The sequence below is a fragment of the Streptomyces flavofungini genome (assembly GCF_014650815.1).
Lineage (GTDB): Bacteria > Actinomycetota > Actinomycetes > Streptomycetales > Streptomycetaceae > Streptomyces > Streptomyces flavofungini.
Map to the genome: position 1 here is coordinate 620,573 of NZ_BMVR01000006.1, position 14,757 is coordinate 635,329.

General features: G+C 73.9%; 15 protein-coding genes. 6 read left to right on the top strand and 9 right to left on the bottom strand.

Annotated elements, in window-relative coordinates; translation table 11 throughout:
• Window positions 1–341 precede the first annotated feature (341 nt).
• The 4 genes from IE274_RS19220 to IE274_RS19235 all read right to left on the bottom strand — a co-directional run bounded on the left by IE274_RS19220 (window position 342) and on the right by IE274_RS19235 (window position 5,739).
• Entirely contained in the window at window positions 342–1,346 is a 1,005-nt protein-coding gene (locus IE274_RS19220) for a small ribosomal subunit Rsm22 family protein (RefSeq protein WP_190117005.1), read from the bottom strand.
• A 9-nt stretch (window positions 1,347–1,355) separates the two neighbouring features.
• Window positions 1,356–2,501: a serine hydrolase domain-containing protein gene (locus IE274_RS19225; RefSeq protein WP_373305751.1), complete on the bottom strand. Its 1,146-nt coding sequence runs from the start codon at window positions 2,499–2,501 to the stop codon at window positions 1,356–1,358.
• Window positions 2,502–2,560: 59 nt separating this feature from the next.
• On the bottom strand, window positions 2,561–3,931 hold the full coding sequence (locus tag IE274_RS19230; RefSeq protein WP_229909639.1) for a multidrug effflux MFS transporter: 1,371 nt from the start codon (window positions 3,929–3,931) through the stop codon (window positions 2,561–2,563).
• 179 nt (window positions 3,932–4,110) lie between these two features.
• Window positions 4,111–5,739, bottom strand: coding sequence for an alkaline phosphatase D family protein (locus IE274_RS19235; protein WP_190117006.1), 1,629 nt, complete (start codon window positions 5,737–5,739; stop codon window positions 4,111–4,113).
• 133 nt (window positions 5,740–5,872) lie between these two features.
• Between IE274_RS19235 and IE274_RS19240 the strand changes: the two genes are divergently transcribed.
• The 3 genes from IE274_RS19240 to IE274_RS19250 all read left to right on the top strand — a co-directional run bounded on the left by IE274_RS19240 (window position 5,873) and on the right by IE274_RS19250 (window position 8,264).
• The gene (locus tag IE274_RS19240) at window positions 5,873–6,676 is read left to right on the top strand and encodes an SDR family oxidoreductase (protein ID WP_190117007.1); all 804 of its coding nucleotides are present in this window, start codon (window positions 5,873–5,875) and stop codon (window positions 6,674–6,676) included.
• Between the two features lie 171 nt (window positions 6,677–6,847).
• On the top strand, window positions 6,848–7,312 hold the full coding sequence (locus tag IE274_RS19245) for a lamin tail domain-containing protein (RefSeq protein WP_190117008.1): 465 nt from the start codon (window positions 6,848–6,850) through the stop codon (window positions 7,310–7,312).
• A gap of 67 nt (window positions 7,313–7,379) precedes the next feature.
• Complete coding sequence (locus tag IE274_RS19250; RefSeq protein WP_190117009.1) at window positions 7,380–8,264, top strand: PhzF family phenazine biosynthesis protein; 885 nt, start codon at window positions 7,380–7,382, stop codon at window positions 8,262–8,264.
• Window positions 8,265–8,338: 74 nt separating this feature from the next.
• On the opposite strand, the gene IE274_RS19255 is transcribed toward IE274_RS19250, so the two are convergent.
• Complete coding sequence (locus IE274_RS19255; RefSeq protein WP_190117010.1) at window positions 8,339–8,662, bottom strand: nuclear transport factor 2 family protein; 324 nt, start codon at window positions 8,660–8,662, stop codon at window positions 8,339–8,341.
• Between the two features lie 77 nt (window positions 8,663–8,739).
• Here IE274_RS19255 and IE274_RS19260 point away from each other — a divergent pair, with 77 nt between their 5' ends.
• Together IE274_RS19260 and IE274_RS19265 are read left to right on the top strand one after the other, a co-directional pair.
• Window positions 8,740–9,240 carry a MazG-like family protein gene (locus IE274_RS19260; RefSeq protein ID WP_229909640.1) on the top strand — a complete coding sequence of 167 codons (501 nt, stop codon included), beginning with the start codon at window positions 8,740–8,742 and terminating at the stop codon, window positions 9,238–9,240.
• A gap of 19 nt (window positions 9,241–9,259) precedes the next feature.
• Window positions 9,260–10,114, top strand: a complete 855-nt coding sequence (locus IE274_RS19265; protein ID WP_190117011.1) for an SAM-dependent methyltransferase — start codon at window positions 9,260–9,262, stop codon at window positions 10,112–10,114.
• Window positions 10,115–10,136: 22 nt separating this feature from the next.
• On the opposite strand, the gene IE274_RS19270 is transcribed toward IE274_RS19265, so the two are convergent.
• Together IE274_RS19270 and IE274_RS19275 are read right to left on the bottom strand one after the other, a co-directional pair.
• On the bottom strand, window positions 10,137–11,060 hold the full coding sequence (locus IE274_RS19270) for a phosphotransferase family protein (protein WP_190117012.1): 924 nt from the start codon (window positions 11,058–11,060) through the stop codon (window positions 10,137–10,139).
• A gap of 164 nt (window positions 11,061–11,224) precedes the next feature.
• On the bottom strand, window positions 11,225–11,692 hold the full coding sequence (locus IE274_RS19275; RefSeq protein ID WP_190117013.1) for a hypothetical protein: 468 nt from the start codon (window positions 11,690–11,692) through the stop codon (window positions 11,225–11,227).
• Between the two features lie 440 nt (window positions 11,693–12,132).
• Between IE274_RS19275 and IE274_RS19280 the strand changes: the two genes are divergently transcribed.
• Window positions 12,133–13,017 (top strand): glycosyltransferase family 2 protein, encoded by an 885-nt coding sequence (locus IE274_RS19280; protein WP_190117014.1) that lies wholly within the window; start codon window positions 12,133–12,135, stop codon window positions 13,015–13,017.
• 100 nt (window positions 13,018–13,117) lie between these two features.
• Here IE274_RS19280 and IE274_RS19285 read toward each other — a convergent pair whose 3' ends face one another.
• Window positions 13,118–13,960, bottom strand: coding sequence for a DUF4097 family beta strand repeat-containing protein (locus tag IE274_RS19285; protein ID WP_190117015.1), 843 nt, complete (start codon window positions 13,958–13,960; stop codon window positions 13,118–13,120).
• Between the two features lie 82 nt (window positions 13,961–14,042).
• Window positions 14,043–14,588: a hypothetical protein gene (locus IE274_RS19290; protein ID WP_190117016.1), complete on the bottom strand. Its 546-nt coding sequence runs from the start codon at window positions 14,586–14,588 to the stop codon at window positions 14,043–14,045.
• Between the last annotated feature and the right edge of the window lie 169 nt (window positions 14,589–14,757).

Sequence of the window (14,757 nt, forward strand, 5' to 3'; positions counted from 1 at the left end):
AAGAAGGTGCGGTCGGGGCCCCTGCGGGGCTTCGGCTCCGCCCTCGGGGAGCCCCCGGCAGGGCTAGGGCCTGTCCGATGGGTCGGCGTGGAGCAAGGAGCGGTGCCATGGGGGGCCCTGTTCGAGCGAAGCCGAGAACTCGGGGGAGCGTGCGATCGCAAGGCGCCGGAACGTCCTCGGATGGGGTCTCCCCCGCTCGAACGAAGTTGAGAGCGTGGGGATGGAGCTACTAGGGCTTTTCGGCAACGCGGCGAGCAATGGGGCCTCCCCTGCTCGAACGAAGCCGAGAGCTTGGGGAAGTGCCAGGCGCCGCGACGCCGCGCCGACCCATCGGACAGGCCCTAGGCCCCGGCCGGGGGCCAGGTGTCGCCCCAGGCCGCGTCCCGCGCCTCGCGATACAGCGCACCGTGCCGCTTCGTCACCGTCTCCCGCCGCAGCGCACCCTCGGCGTCGCACAGATCGAGCAGCACCATCCCCTTGCGGAGCTGCGGCTTCCGGACGACACGCCCCGCCGCGGGGGCAGCCGGAACGGCCCCGGGCCGGACAGCCGCGACGTACGAGAACTTCTCGTCCTCGTAGGCGAGGGAGCCCCCCTTGACCTGCCGGTGCAGGGAGGACCGGGCGACCCGGACGGAGAAGTGGCACCAGTCGTCCCCGGGCACGATGGGGCAGGAGTCACTGTGGGGGCAGGGCGCGGCGACCCGGAACCCGGCACCGAGCAGCCGCGCACGGGCGTCGAGGACACGCGCGTACCCGTCGGGCGTACCGGGCTCGATGACCACGACGGCGTCGGCCGCGGCCCGGGCGGCCGCCGCCACGACGGCCCCCCGGTCGTCCGGAGTGAGCTCACCGAGGACGTAGGAGACGGTGACGAGGGAGGCGGGCGGCACGTCGAGGGAGGCGCTGATGCGGGCACGCTGCCACTGTGCGGACCCGAGCTCCGGGTTCGCGGCGGCGATCTCCCGGCCGAGGGCGAGCGCGGGCTCGGCCCAGTCGAGGACGGTGACGGGCCGCGCACCGGGCCAGGTGGCGTGGACGGCCCAGGTGGCGGCGCCGGTACCGCCGCCGATGTCCGTGTGCCCGGCGGGACTCCAGTCGGCGGGCGCCGCGGCGGCGAGCGCGCCGAGGGCGGCGCGGGCGGCTTCGAAGGTGGCGGGCATGCGGTACGCGGCGTAGGCGCTGACGTCGGCGCGGTCGCGCAGGACGGGCGCGCCGGTGGGGGTGGTGCCGCGGTAGTTCGCGATCAGCCGGTCGACGGCCTGGGCGGCCGCCTTGGGCGGCAGGTCCTCCAGGAGGCCCGCGAGGGCGGTACGGAGGGTCTCTGCGGGGGAAGCTTGGTCGCGCACCCCGTGAGTTTAGTGGCCCGGTGGGGCGGGTGGCCGCCGGGCGGCCCCGGGCGGCGGCCCCGCCGCCACCGCCCGCGCCAGCGCCGTGGCCGCACCGCGCCGGGGACCGTTGTCCAGGGGCTGGCGCCGGGGGTGGACGGTGTTGGCCAGCAGCACCAGGAACGTGTCCGTGGCCGGGTCGAGCACGAGGGACGTACCGGTGAAGCCGGTGTGCCCCGCCGCGCCGCGCCCCGCCAGCTCCCCCATGAACCACGCCTGGTCCACCCCGAAGCCGAGCCCGGGCGCGGCCAGCATCAGGTCGACGGAGTCGGAGCCGAGAATGCGGGCGGCGCCGTAGGTACCGCCGTTCAGCAGGGCCCGGCACAGCACGGCCAGGTCACGCGCGGTCCCGAACAGCCCGGCGTGCCCGGCCACGCCCCCGAGCGCCCACGCGTTCTCGTCGTGCACCTCGCCCCGCAGCATGCCCCGGTCCGCCTTGGCCCACGGCCGCCGCTGGTCCTCGGTCGCGGCGGCGCCGGGGCACGGCCCGAACCGGGTGGCGGCCATCCCGAGCGGCCCGGTGATCCCCTCCCGCACCAGCCGGTCAAGAGGACGCCCCGTGACCCGCTCAAGCACCTGCTGCAGGAGCAGCATGTTCAGATCCGAGTAGACGTACGCGCCCACCTCACCGGACGGCACCTCAGCACGCAGCGCCCGCAGCCGCGAGGCCGCATCCGGCAGCTCGTACAGCGGGAGTTCGGGCCGCAGCCCCGAGGTGTGCGTGAGCAGCTGCCGCACCGTGATGCCGTGCGCGGCGGCGCCCGTGCACTCGGGGGCGTACCGGGCGACCGGCGCGTCGAGGGCGAGAGCACCGCGCTCCAGCTGCTGCACGGCGGCGATGGCGGTGCAGAGCTTGGTGAGGGAGGCGAGGTCGAAGGGGGTGTCGACGCCCATGGGGACGCGCTCGGACGGGGGCAGCTCGACGGGGGTGCCGTCGGCCGGTCCTCCGGTGGCGCGGGGCGCCGCGCTCCCGCCCGCCCCGGCGTACCGCACGGCCCACCCGACCGCCTCCGCCACCGCGATCACCGAGCCGCGCCCGGCGAGGACGACGGCACCGGCGCACCACGGGCGGGGCCCCTGGGGCAGGGCCCGTACGTCGCGGACGAGGCGGCGCAGCTCGTCCGCGTCGAGTCCGGCGCGCTCCGGGGAGCCGGGCCGCAGCACCGGGGCGGCGGTCAGCGGTCCGTCTTCCGGGCGGCGGGCACGGTCGCGGTCCCGCCCTCCGCCACCGACGCGGTCCCCGACTCCGTCACCTGCGCGTTCTGGTTGTGCTGCCACGGGCGGCACAGTGCCACGAAGCAGACGACGGCCGCCAGCGCACACGACAGCTGGACCACGGCCATCGGGACGGCTGTGTGTTCGCCCGCGATGCCCACCAGGGGGGAGGCGATCGCGCCGATGAGGAAGGAGGACGTACCGAGGAGGGCGGAGGCGGAACCGGCGGCGTGGCGGGTGCGCATCAGGGCGAGGGCGTTGGTGTTGGGCATGGCGAGGCCCATGGCCGACATCAGCACGAACAGGCCGACGGCGATCGGCGCGAGGCCGATGTCGTCACCGAAGACGCCGCTGGTCATCAGGAGCAGCGCGGTCGCGGCGAGCGTGATGACCGCGAGCCCGAAGCCGAGGGCCTTGTCGAGGCTGACCCGGCCGACGAGGAGCTTGCCGTTGATCTGGCCGACGACGATCAGGCCGACCGAGTTCACGCCGAAGAGGAGGCTGAACGTCTGCGGCGACGCCCCGTAGATCTCCTGGATGACGAACGGCGAGGCCGAGATGTACGCGAACAGCGCGGCGAAGGCGAAGCCGCCCGCGACCATGTAGCCCGTGAACACGCGGTCCGCGAGCAGGCCGCGCATCGTGCGCAGCGCCTGTGCCGTGCCGCCGTCGTGGCGGTCCGCCGGGGCCAGGGTCTCCGGCAGGCAGCGCCACACCAGGACCGTCAGCGCGATGCCGATGACCGTCAGGACGACGAAGATGCCGCGCCAGTCCGTCAGGCGCAGGACCTGGCCGCCGATCAGCGGCGCGACGATCGGGGCGACGCCGGAGATCAGCATCAGCGTGGAGAAGAACCTGGCCATCTCCACGCCGTCGTACAGGTCCCGGACCACCGCCCGCGCGATCACGATCGCCGCCGCGCCCGCGAGGCCCTGCAGGAGGCGGAAGGCGATGAGGAGTTCCGCGGTGGGGGCGAGGGCGCAGATCGCGGTCGCGAGGAGGTAGACGAGGAGGCCGCCGAGGAGGGGGCGGCGTCTGCCCCACTTGTCGCTCATCGGGCCCACGACGAGCTGGCCGAGGGCCATGCCGGTGAGGCAGGCCGTGAGGGTCAGCTGGATGGTCGCCGCGGGGGCGTGCAGGGCGTCCGTCACCTCCGGCAGGGCCGGGAGGTACATGTCCATGGACAAGGGGGGCATGGCGGTGAGGCCGCCGAGGATGAGGGTGACCAGGGCGCCGGTGGCCACGCGCAGGGCGGCGGGGTCGGTGGGCCCCGCCGCCCCGGGTATCCGTCCCTCGGCCTGTCTCTCCGCCGCCTGCCCGCGCTTCGGCATCGCGCCCCTCCCCGGTAGTTGGTAGTGCCCCCTATCGTCTCAGGGCGCGGGGGGTGGTTGTGTCCCCGCGGGTGCGCCCCAGACCCGCCCATAGACAGCCCCTCCGGCGTTTGAGGAGCGGGGTCCGGGGCGGAGCCCCGGTTTCGGAGAAGGGGCGGGCCTGGGGCGTCCCCCGCGGGCTACGCCGGCCGCAGCCCCGGATTCCCCGCCTCCACCACGAACGACGCCGCCGTCGTGATCGGCGCCCCCGGCGTGGTGACCGCCGACACCGTCTTGAAGTCGGCCCGGGCCTCGGAGCGGTCGAGGGCGACGGTCACATAGCCCCGGCGTCCGCTGTAGAACTTCAGGTGCGGGTTGGCCTTCATGTACGTCTCCCAGTTGGCGGGCCGCTCGGCCCCGTCCTTGCCGCTGGCGATGGAGGTGGCGACGATCTCGGTCCCGACGACGTCGGACGACGGGTCGTCGAAGTCGTCCTTGATGTCGAAGGCGTACCCGACGTGCACGTCTCCGGTGAGCACCATGAGGTTGTCGACACCGGCGGCCTCGGCCCCGGCGAGCACCCGCTGCCGCGAGGCGGCGTACCCGTCCCAGGCGTCCATGCTGACCTTGGCGGCCGGGTTGAGGTCGAGCTTGCGCTGGGAGAAGGTGACCTGCTGCGGGACGACGTTCCAGAGGGCGCGCGAGCGCCGCCACCCGTCGATGAGCCACCGCTCCTGGCCGGCGCCGGTGATGGTGCGCCGGGGGTCGAGGGATTCGGGCCCGGGCACGTGCGCCTTGTCGCCGTAGGCCTGGTCGGACCGGTACTGCCGGGTGTCGAGGATGTCGAACTGGGCGAGCCGGCCCCAGTCGAGGCGGCGGTAGAGCCGCATGTCGGAGCCGGTGGGCCGCTGCGGGCGGCGCAGCGGCTGGTTCTCCCAGTACGCGCGGTAGGCGGAGGCCCGGCGGAGCAGGAACTCCGCGGGCGGGTTGCCGTTCTCGTCGAGGTCGTCGGCGTAGTTGTTCTCGACCTCGTGGTCGTCCCAGGTGACGACGAAGGGGTGGGCGGCGTGGGCGGCGCGCAGGTCGGGGTCGGACTTGTAGAGGGCGTACCGGCGCCGGTAGTCGTCGAGGGTCTGGGTCTCGCGGTTGAAGATGTCGGGCAGCACGCGGTCGGTGTACTTGCGGGCGCCGCCGACGGAGTTCACGGCGTACTCGTAGAGGTAGTCGCCGAGGTGGAAGACGACGTCGACATCGTCCTCGGCGAGGTGTTTGTACGCGGTGAAGTAGCCGTCGTGGTAGGCCTGGCAGGACACGGCGGCGAGGGTGAGCGCGGCCCGGCTGGAGGCGGGCGGCGCGGTGCGGGTGCGGCCGGTGTCGCTGACCCACTTGCCGGTACGGAAGCGGAAGTAGTACGTCCGGTCGGCGTCGAGGTGCTCGACCTCGACGTGCACGGAGTGGTTGAACTCCGGGTGCGCGGTGGCCGTGCCGCGTCTGGCGATCCGGCGGAAGCGGGCGTCGCGGGCCAGCTCCCAGTGGACGGTGACGCGCTCGGCGGGCAGCCCGCCGTTCTGTTCGAAGGGTCGGGGCGCGAGCCGGGTCCACAGCAGTACGGAGTGCGGCTGCGGGTCGCCGGAGGCCACGCCGAGGGTGAAGGGGTCGGCGGGGATGCGGGCGGCGTCCAGCTCGGCGGCGCCCGCGACTCCGGCGGTGGGCAGGTTGGTGGCGAAGGCCAGGGCGGCGGCCGCGCCGGTGCCGGTGAGGAACCGGCGGCGCCCCAAGTGGCGGGCGGCGGCGCGGAGTTCGGGTGCGTGCTGTCCTGCGGGTGTCATATGCCCCTCCCCTGAAGATGGTTGCAAGATGCATTGGAGTGGCCGGGGGCGACACCCGCCTGTCACGTACACAACAGCCAAATGGCGGGCAGATGAGGTCCGTGCGGCGGACCCTCCCGTACGCTGCGGGGCCATGAACGCTGAGCGAACGGCACCCCCGAAGAACGCCGTGGTCACCGGGGCGGGCTCCGGCGTCGGCCGCGCCGTCGCCCTCGAACTGGTGCGCGCGGGCTGGTCGGTGGCGCTCGCGGGCCGCCGCGAGGAGACGCTGCGCGAGACGGCGGCACTGGCGGCGGCACCGTCCGACGGGACGTCATCGCCGGAGGACCCCGGCGCCCGCACCCTCTGCGTCCGCACGGACGTCACGTCCCCCGACGACGTGGCGGCCCTCTTCGCCGCCGTGGCCGACCGCTTCGGCCCCCTCGGCCTGCTCTTCAACAACGCCGGCACGTTCGGCCCCGGCGGCGTGCCCGTCGAGGAACTGCCCTACGACGCCTGGCGCCAGGTCGTCGACACCAACCTCAACGGCGCGTTCCTGTGCGCCCAGGCCGCGTTCCGGCGGATGAAGGAGCAGGACCCGCAGGGCGGCCGCATCATCAACAACGGCTCCATCTCGGCGCACGTCCCGCGCCCGCACTCGGTCGCGTACACCGCCACGAAGCACGCCCTGACGGGCCTGACCAAGTCCCTGTCCCTGGACGGCCGCCCGTACCGCATCGCCGTCGGACAGATCGACATCGGCAACGCCGCCACCGACATGACCGAACGCATGCGCTCCGGCATCCCCCAGGCCAACGGGCAACTGGCGGTCGAGCCGGTGATGGACGTGGCGGACGTGGCCCGCACCGTGCGGCACATGGCGGAGCTGCCGCTGGCGGCGAACGTGCAGTTCGCGACCGTCCTCGCGACGACGATGCCGTACGTCGGACGGGGCTGACGGCGAGGTCCCCCGAGCAGCCGGGCGGGCCATGCGTAGGACCGGCCGGGCCGATTGCAGTACGGCGGGGAGGGCTGAGTTCCAGTCATATGCCCGGAGCGGCCCCCAATGTCGTACAACGACGGACTAAGCTCGCTGCTCTCCACGGGAACTTCACATACGGAGCACAAGTTGCGCATACGTTCGATGGCCACGGCCGTCCTCGCCGCCACCGCTGTCGCGGCCCCGCTGCTCGTCGCCGCCCCGGCGTCGGCCGCCGCCCACCAGGGCGGCCTGCACCTCGGTTTCATCCAGTACGACAGCCCGGGCCGTGACACCGGCTCCAACAGCTCGCTCAACGCGGAGTGGGTGAACATCCACAACAACACCCGGAGCGCCATCCAGCTCAAGGGCTACAAGCTGAAGGACAACACCGGCTACACGTACACCTTCGGCAGCTACAAGATCGGCGCGGGCAAGACCGTGAAGGTCCGCACCGGCAAGGGCACCAACGCCTCGGGCGTGCGCTACTGGGGCCGGGGCTCGTACGTCTGGAACAACACCAGCGACAAGGCCCGGCTGCTGAAGCCCAGCGGAGCGCATCGGGACTCGTGCTCCTGGACCACCCGGGACCACGGCACCAAGAACTGCCACTGAGAAACACGGGGTGAGAGCCACCGCGCGCCCGGGAATGGACCCGGGCGCGCGGCGGTTGTCGAGCGGCATGAGCCACAGTGAACCCGCCCCGGACCGCCCCGACGTGCTGCGCTACACCGCCTTCGCCACCGACCCGGCGGGCGGCAACCCCGCCGGTGTCGTCCTGGACGCGCGCGGCCTCGACGACAAGGCGATGCTCGCCGTCGCCGCCGAAGTCGGCTACAGCGAGTCGGCGTTCCTCACCCCGGGCCCCGACGGCGACGACCGCTCGTTCACCGTGCGCTACTTCAGCCCGCTGGCCGAGGTCCCCTTCTGCGGGCACGCCACCGTCGCGACGGCCGTCGCCCTCGCGGAGCGCGACGGACCCGGCGACTTCGTGTTCGCCACCCCCGCCAGAACCGTGCCGGTGAGCGTCACCGAGTCCGGCGGGACGCTGCGGGCGACGCTGACGAGTGTGGCGCCGCACGTCGAGGAGGCCGCCCCGGCCGACATCGACGAGGCACTCGCCGCGCTCGGCTGGCGCGCCGACGAACTCGACCCCGGCCTGCCGCCCCGCATCGCCTTCGCGGGCGCCCGGCACCTGGTCCTCGCGGCCGCCACCCGCGCCCGCCTCGCCGACCTCGCGTACGACTTCGACCGCCTGAAGACCCTGATGCTGCGCCTCGACCTGACGACCGTCCAGCTGGTGTGGCGGGAGCAGGAGTCCGGCACGGTCTTCCACGCCCGCGACCCGTTCCCGGTCGGCGGTGTCGTCGAGGACCCGGCGACGGGCGCGGCGGCGGCCGCCTTCGGCGCGTACGCCCGCGAACTCGGCCTGGTCCCGGCCACGGCGGAGCTGACCCTCCACCAGGGCGTGGACATGGGGCGCCCCGGAGTGCTCACGGTGACGCTGCGGGACGGGGACACGCGGGTGCGGGTGGCGGGGGCGGCGGTACGCATCCCGTCGGAGTGACCCCCGCCGGGGCCCGTCGGCCAGGCCCGGCCCCTCTCGAAGCGGGGCCAGGCCCGGCCCTTATCGAACCGGGGTCAGGCCTGGCCCGTCTCGAACCGGGACACCTTCTCGCCGGTCACGACGAACCGCCACTTCGTGCGCATCTCGCCCCAGGTGTCGTTGCGGTAGCTGACCAGGAGCGTGCGCCCGCCGTCCGACTCCGACTCGACGTCCATGTGACCGTTGGAGGAGAAGATCTCGCGGTCGGTCCAGTCGGCGATGTCCCGGTCGGAGCCGTCGTCGGACATGGTCGCGTCCGGTGTGAGTACGGCCTGGAAGGCGGACTGGTCGTTGGCGTTCACCGCGGTGACGAAGGCCCGGACCGTGGGGTCGCTGAGCCGGTTTGTCTGAATGCTCATGCGCCCACGCTCGCACCGGGCCCACCGCTCCGCCACCCGGGCACGCCCGCCCTCGCGGCCGTGGCAGGCTGCACCCCATGCCCGATCCGACACCCGCACCGCCCGTACCGCCCGCGCCCGACGCGGCGGCGCGGCCCCCCGCCGCCGACCCCGTGCCCCTCGACCTGTGGGAGACCGTGGACCGGCTGCACGGCTGGCTGGAGTCCCACAACCGGCACCCGGCCCGCGAGACCCTGCTGCTGCGGATGCTGAAGCTGTCGGAGGAGGTCGGCGAGGTGGCGCAGGCCGTCGTGGGCGCCACCGGCCAGAACCCGCGCAAGGGCACCACCCACACCTGGGACGACGTGGAGTCGGAGCTGTGCGACGTGGTCATCACGGCGCTGGTGGCCCTGCGCACGCTCACCCCGACGCCGGAGCACGCGCTCGACGCCCGGCTGCGCGCGGTGGCCGCCCGCTCCACGTCGTCGCCGCCGTCGCCGTCGTCGCCACCCTCCGGTCCCGCACCCGCACCCGCGCCCACGTCCGCCGCGTACGTACGCCCCGGAGCAGCCGAAATCCAGGAGCGCTCCACCCCTTGACGGGTTAGCGTCACCCGCCATGACCTCCAGCACTGACGCAGGCACCACCGGCACCCACGCGAGCCCCCACGGCACCACCCCCCACGTGACCGACGCCGACGCCTCCCCGCCCCGTCTCACCCGGCTCACCTTCCACGGCCCCCTGTCGGAGGCGCGCGCCGACCGCATCGTCCGCCGGGCCGCCGAGCCTCTCCTGCGCGCGTCCGGCGGCACCGTCCTCGACCTCGGCAGCGGCTGGGGCGAGGTGCTGCTGCGCGTTCTGGAGGCGGCCCCCGGGTCCACCGGCGTGGGCGTCGACCTCAACGGCGCGGACCTGGAGCGGGGCCGCGCCTCGGCCCGGGCGCGCGGGCTCGGCGGTCGGGTCGCGTTCGTCGAGGAGTCCGCGACGGACACCGCGCGCGGCCCCGCCGACGTCGTCCTGTGCCTCGGCTCCGCCCACGCCCTGTGCCCGGCCGACGCCCCGCCCCCGTACACCGCCGACGCGCTGCGCGCCCTGCGCCGCCTGGTCGCCCCGGGCGGACGGGTCGTACTCGGCGAGAGCTTCTGGCAGCGCCCGCCCACGGACACCGAGCTGGCCGCGATGTGGCCGGAGGCAAGCCCCGACGAGCTTCTCCACCTGGGCGATCTGACCGACGCGGCGGTCGCCGCCGGTTTCCGCCCGCTGTGGGTGGAGACGGCGAGCGCGGCGGAGTGGGAGGAGTTCGAGGCCGGATATCTGGCCGACACCGAGGAGTGGCTGGCCTCGCACCCGGGCCACCCGGAGGCGGCGGCACTGCGCGAGCGCGCCGACCGCCACCGCGCGACGTTCCTGCGCGGCTACCGCCAGGTGCTCGGCCTCGCGTATCTCACCCTGGTACCGGTGGCCACGGACTGAGCGGCGCCGGGCGGTACGCCCGTCAGTGCCCGAACCACGCCTCGGCGAGCGCGTCGAGCGCCGGTTCGGGCGGGGCGGGCAGCTCGCGCAGGTACCAGGGCAGATTGCTGTACACGTGCAGCAGCGTGTACGCGAGGAGCAGGCGCGGCTCGAAGGTGCGGCCGTACGCGGCCGTGAACCTGGTGAGCAGTCCCGGCTCCCCGCGCGTGACGAAGAGGCCGACGCCCACGAAGTCGTAGGCCGGGTCGCCGATCATCGCGGGTTCGAAGTCGAAGAGGCCGGTGAGCCGGTGGCCGTCGGCCGGGTCCACGAGCAGGTGCTGGCGCATGAACTCCGTGTGCAGCAGCGCGGTCCGGGGCGGGGCGGGCAGCGGGACGGCGTCCAGGAAGCCGGGGATCTGCTCGGCCCAGCTCTCCGGCAGCCCCCGCCCGCGCTGCCGGTCGACGGCGCCAGCGCGCTGCCGGGCGGTGAACTCCCGCCAGTCGCCGGGCCCGAGGACGTCCGCGAGCGGCGCGTGCCCGAGCGCGTGCAGTGCGGCGAGCGCCTCGCCCGCCCGCGCCACGACCCGGTCCCGGTCGGCCGTCGGGATCCGGGGCCAGGCGAGGTGCAGGCCGGTGCCGGGCAGCCGGGACATCAGGACGTAGGTCCAGCCGTTGACGTACGCGCCGAAGTCGTGCAACTCCGGGGTGGGGACGGGCAGTTGCCCTTGCACGTGGCCGAGTACCCGCGCCTCGGTGGCGCCGTCGTCCGCCGCGGCGCCGGGGAAGAGCTTGAGCACGTGCCGCTCCCCCACCGCGTAGACGGGCTGCGAGCCCTCGTCGTAGCGCGTGAGGGGCGCGCCCGCGAGGCCGAGGCGGGCGCTCAGGTCCTCGACGGCGGGCCGCATGACGGCTTCGTCGGGGACGACGGCGTCCCACTCCTCGTCGGTGTCCACGGGGGGCAGCATGATCGGCACGGTAAGGGGCCCGGGTGGGGGCGGCAACGGGATTTCCCCCGGTGCCGCGCGCGGCGGCCGCTCCGGTACGCGGAAGGGTGCCGCGGCCCGCCGTCCGGACCGCGGCACCCCCCGTTACCGTACGTACGCGCCCGGTACCCGGGCCCAGGACTTGATCAGAACTTGAACGGGCCGGGCGCCTGCGCGGACGTGGCGTTGCAGGTCACCGTGATGCCGAAGACGACGATCGTCAGCGACTTGCCCTCCAGGCTGTCGCCCGCGGCGACGGTGCCGCTCAGCGGGCCGGTGGAGACGGGGCTGCCCGCGGGGATCGCCGGGTTGGAGTTGCCGCTGAACGTCGTGGTGCCGGAGCCGTTCTTGGTGAGGGTGAGCGTGGAGTTGACGGCGCCCGCGCCGACGTCGATCGGCGCGGTGATGGCCGACGTCGACACGTCGATGGTGGCCGCGGTGCCGTCCTGCGTCGCCTTGAGCGTCGCCGAGCCCGAGCCGAACGAACCGCAGTCGAAGCCTATGGTCGCCTCCTGCGGCTCCACCGCGCCCGCGGTCGGAGCGAGGACCAGGGCGCTGACGGCGAGCGCGCCGGCGCCGAGGGCCGAGCCGAGGGCGAATCTGCCATGCCTCATGGGGGGCCTGCCTTCAATGGGGGGAGTGTGGGGTGCCTGCCCCGCCGACCGCCGCCGGTGTCCGGCTGCCCGCTGCCCGCTTGCCCGAGGAGCGACGCGCCCGCCATTCCTGACGGTCAGTCAGCGAATTGGGTCGGGGCCATTGAGACACAGGCCCCTTGAGAGAACAAGACACATCCTCATGATTTTTGACATGTCACAGCCAAAACAGGCCACGGCGGGCCCCGCCCGGCCCCCAGCGGGGTGAACCCGGCCACATCCCCGGACATGAACGACCCACGTCCCGAATGAAACACAACAGTGAACGGCTACCATCGCGAACGTCAGACCATATGACCGCGCCGCCGTACCGGCCGTACGGCGGCACCCGGGAGCGCCCCGCACGACCCGCGCTCCCGACCCCGTGCCCGACCCGATCCGCCCCGCCCTGGAGGCCCGCCTTGTCCGAACCGCGCCTGGGTGTGGCCATCGTGACCATGGGCAACCGCCCGAAAGACGTCGACGCGCTCCTGGCGGCCGTGGCCAAGCAGGACGTCGCCCCGACCCGCCTGGTCATCGTCGGCAACGGCACCCCGCTGCCGGACTTCCCCGCCTACCCCAGCGAGGTCACGGCGATCGAGCTCGACGAGAACCTGGGCTGCCCCGGCGGCCGCAACGTCGCCCTGGCCCGGCTGCGCGAGTTCGGCGACGTGGACGTGGCCATCGAGCTGGACGACGACGGCCTGCTCGTCGACCCGGACGCCTTCCGCACGGTCCAGCGGCTGTTCGCCGCCGACCCGGGGCTCGGCATCGTCGGCTTCCGCATCGCCGACGAGCACGGCGAGACGCAGCGCCGCCACGTGCCTCGGCTGCGCGCCAAGGACCCCATGCGCGGCGGCCTCGTCACGTCCTTCCTCGGCGGCGCGCACGCCTTCTCCATGAAGATGCTGGCGCAGACCGGCGACTGGCCCGCGGACTTCTTCTTCACGCACGAGGAGACGGACCTGGCCTGGCGCGCGCTCGACGCGGACTGGAAGGTCCTGTACGAGCCCTCGCTGCTGCTCCAGCACCCGAAGACGTCCCCCGCCCGGCACGCCGTCTACCACCGCATGACCGCCCGCAACCGCGTCTGGCTGGCCCGCCGCCGCCTCCCCCTCCCCCTCATCCCCCTCTATCTGACGGTCTGGACCCTCCTCACCCTGGCCCGCACCCGCTCCGCGGGCGGCCTGCGCGCCTGGGCGGGCGGCTTCGTCGAGGGCTTCCGTACGTCGGGGGGCGAGCGCAGGCCGATGCGGTGGGCGACGGTGTGGCGGATGACGCGCCTCGGGCGGCCGCCGCTGATCTGACCTCGGCCCGAGGGGCCCGCGGCTGCTCGGCCGCGCGCTGCGCGGCGGCGCGCGCCGCCCACCGATGCCGGATCGTCGTGCCCCGCACCCGCGGCGCGCGTCAGGGTCCGGCGCGCCGGATCACGACGTCACCGACCGCGGTGACGGCGTGCACTTCGACTTCCTCGTCGCTCGTCCCCGGACCGTCCGCGGCCGTCATGAGGTTGCGGACGCTGCCCGACTTGGTGCGCACGTCGAGCAGCGCGGCGGTGCCGGGGCGGATGCCGATGTCCAACTGGCCGATCGCGGTGCCGAGCACGACCGTGCCGCGCACGGCCTCGCCGACCCGGATGGCGCCGTTGGCGGTCTTCGCCTCCACCGCCTCGTACACCTTGTCGACGGAGATCGCGCCGTTGGCCGCGTACACCCGAAGGCTCGCGGCCGCCTCGCCCACCCAGCTGTCGCCGTTGGAGTTCTTGATCGTCGCCGAGCCCTCCAGGGCTCCGATCCGCACCGCGCCCGATCCGGTCGCCACCTCGGCCGAACCCGCCACCTGCTCCACCGTGACGTCCCCGAAGGACGTGCTGAGGACGAGCGAGCCCGTCTGCTCCAGCTGGATGTCGCCGGTGGACGTCTTGAACCGGCACTGCCCCAGCCGACCGCTGCCGCGGAACGGCGCCTTGCGCGCGCTGCCCCTGATGTCCGAACCCGCGGGCAGTTCGATCGTGACGTCGACGGCGCCGTTCTTGCCGAAGAGGCCTCGCTGCGGTGCCTTGACCAGGAGCCTGCCGCCCGCGTGCTCCACCCGGGTGCCCTCGGCGGCCTTCACGTCCGCCTCGTTCTCCGGGTCGCTCGGGCGGACCTCGACGAGGGTTTCGCTCCGTTCGCCGGCCTCGACACGGACGCCCCCGTCCGCGATCTCGATCGTTGCGGAAATCGGGTGTGGCGTCTGGAAAACAGGCATGACTGCCCTTCTTGATGGACCGGCTGAGCATCGCCGCTGGCAGGTGGGACGGGGGGCTGCGTCGCCCGGCGCGGGAGACCGGTCAGTTCACCCAGCCGGTGTAGCGCTGGTTGCCTCGCGGCGGGCGCTGGTCGGAGCGTTGTGCGCGGTCGTCGAACTCGAGCATCGTGGACGCCGCCCGTACCAGCCAGGCGTTGACCGACAGCCGGTCCCGCTCGGCGGCCTCCTCGATCCGGGCCTTGAGCTGCTCCGGCGGCCGGAAGTTGATGCGGGACGTCGCCCCCTCGTCCCCGCTCGCCGCGACCTTCGGCAGCGAGGGGAGCACGGGCGCCAGGCCGTTGCGCGACCGCCGGTCGTCGGGCTCGTCGTCGAAGGCCTGGTCCATGGAAGGCAGCGTCACGACGAACGTCGGGTCGAGGCCCCGCAGCCGGATCTCGACCGACCCGGGAGCCAGATCACGGGTGATCTCGTCCGCGGCGGCCGACAGCGCGTCCAGCAGGGTCAGGCGCGCGGCGGAGGACAGCGGCGCGATGAGGCGCTCGGTGAGCTCGCGCGTCTCCTCGTCACTCGCCTCGGCGGCGACCACGAGCTCTTGCCGCAGGTTGTCGACGTACCGCATGAGTTCCATGGCGCCATGTTCGCACCATCATGGCGCCATTGCAAGCTTTCGTCCAGGTCACACGGGCTTTAGGCTGGCTCCAGTGGGTCATTCCGCTCCCCACCCGTCCCGTCGACGGGACGGTTCCGCGGCCGCGGCGCCACGATGACGCCGCCCGGCCGCCCTGCCCTTCCCCGGC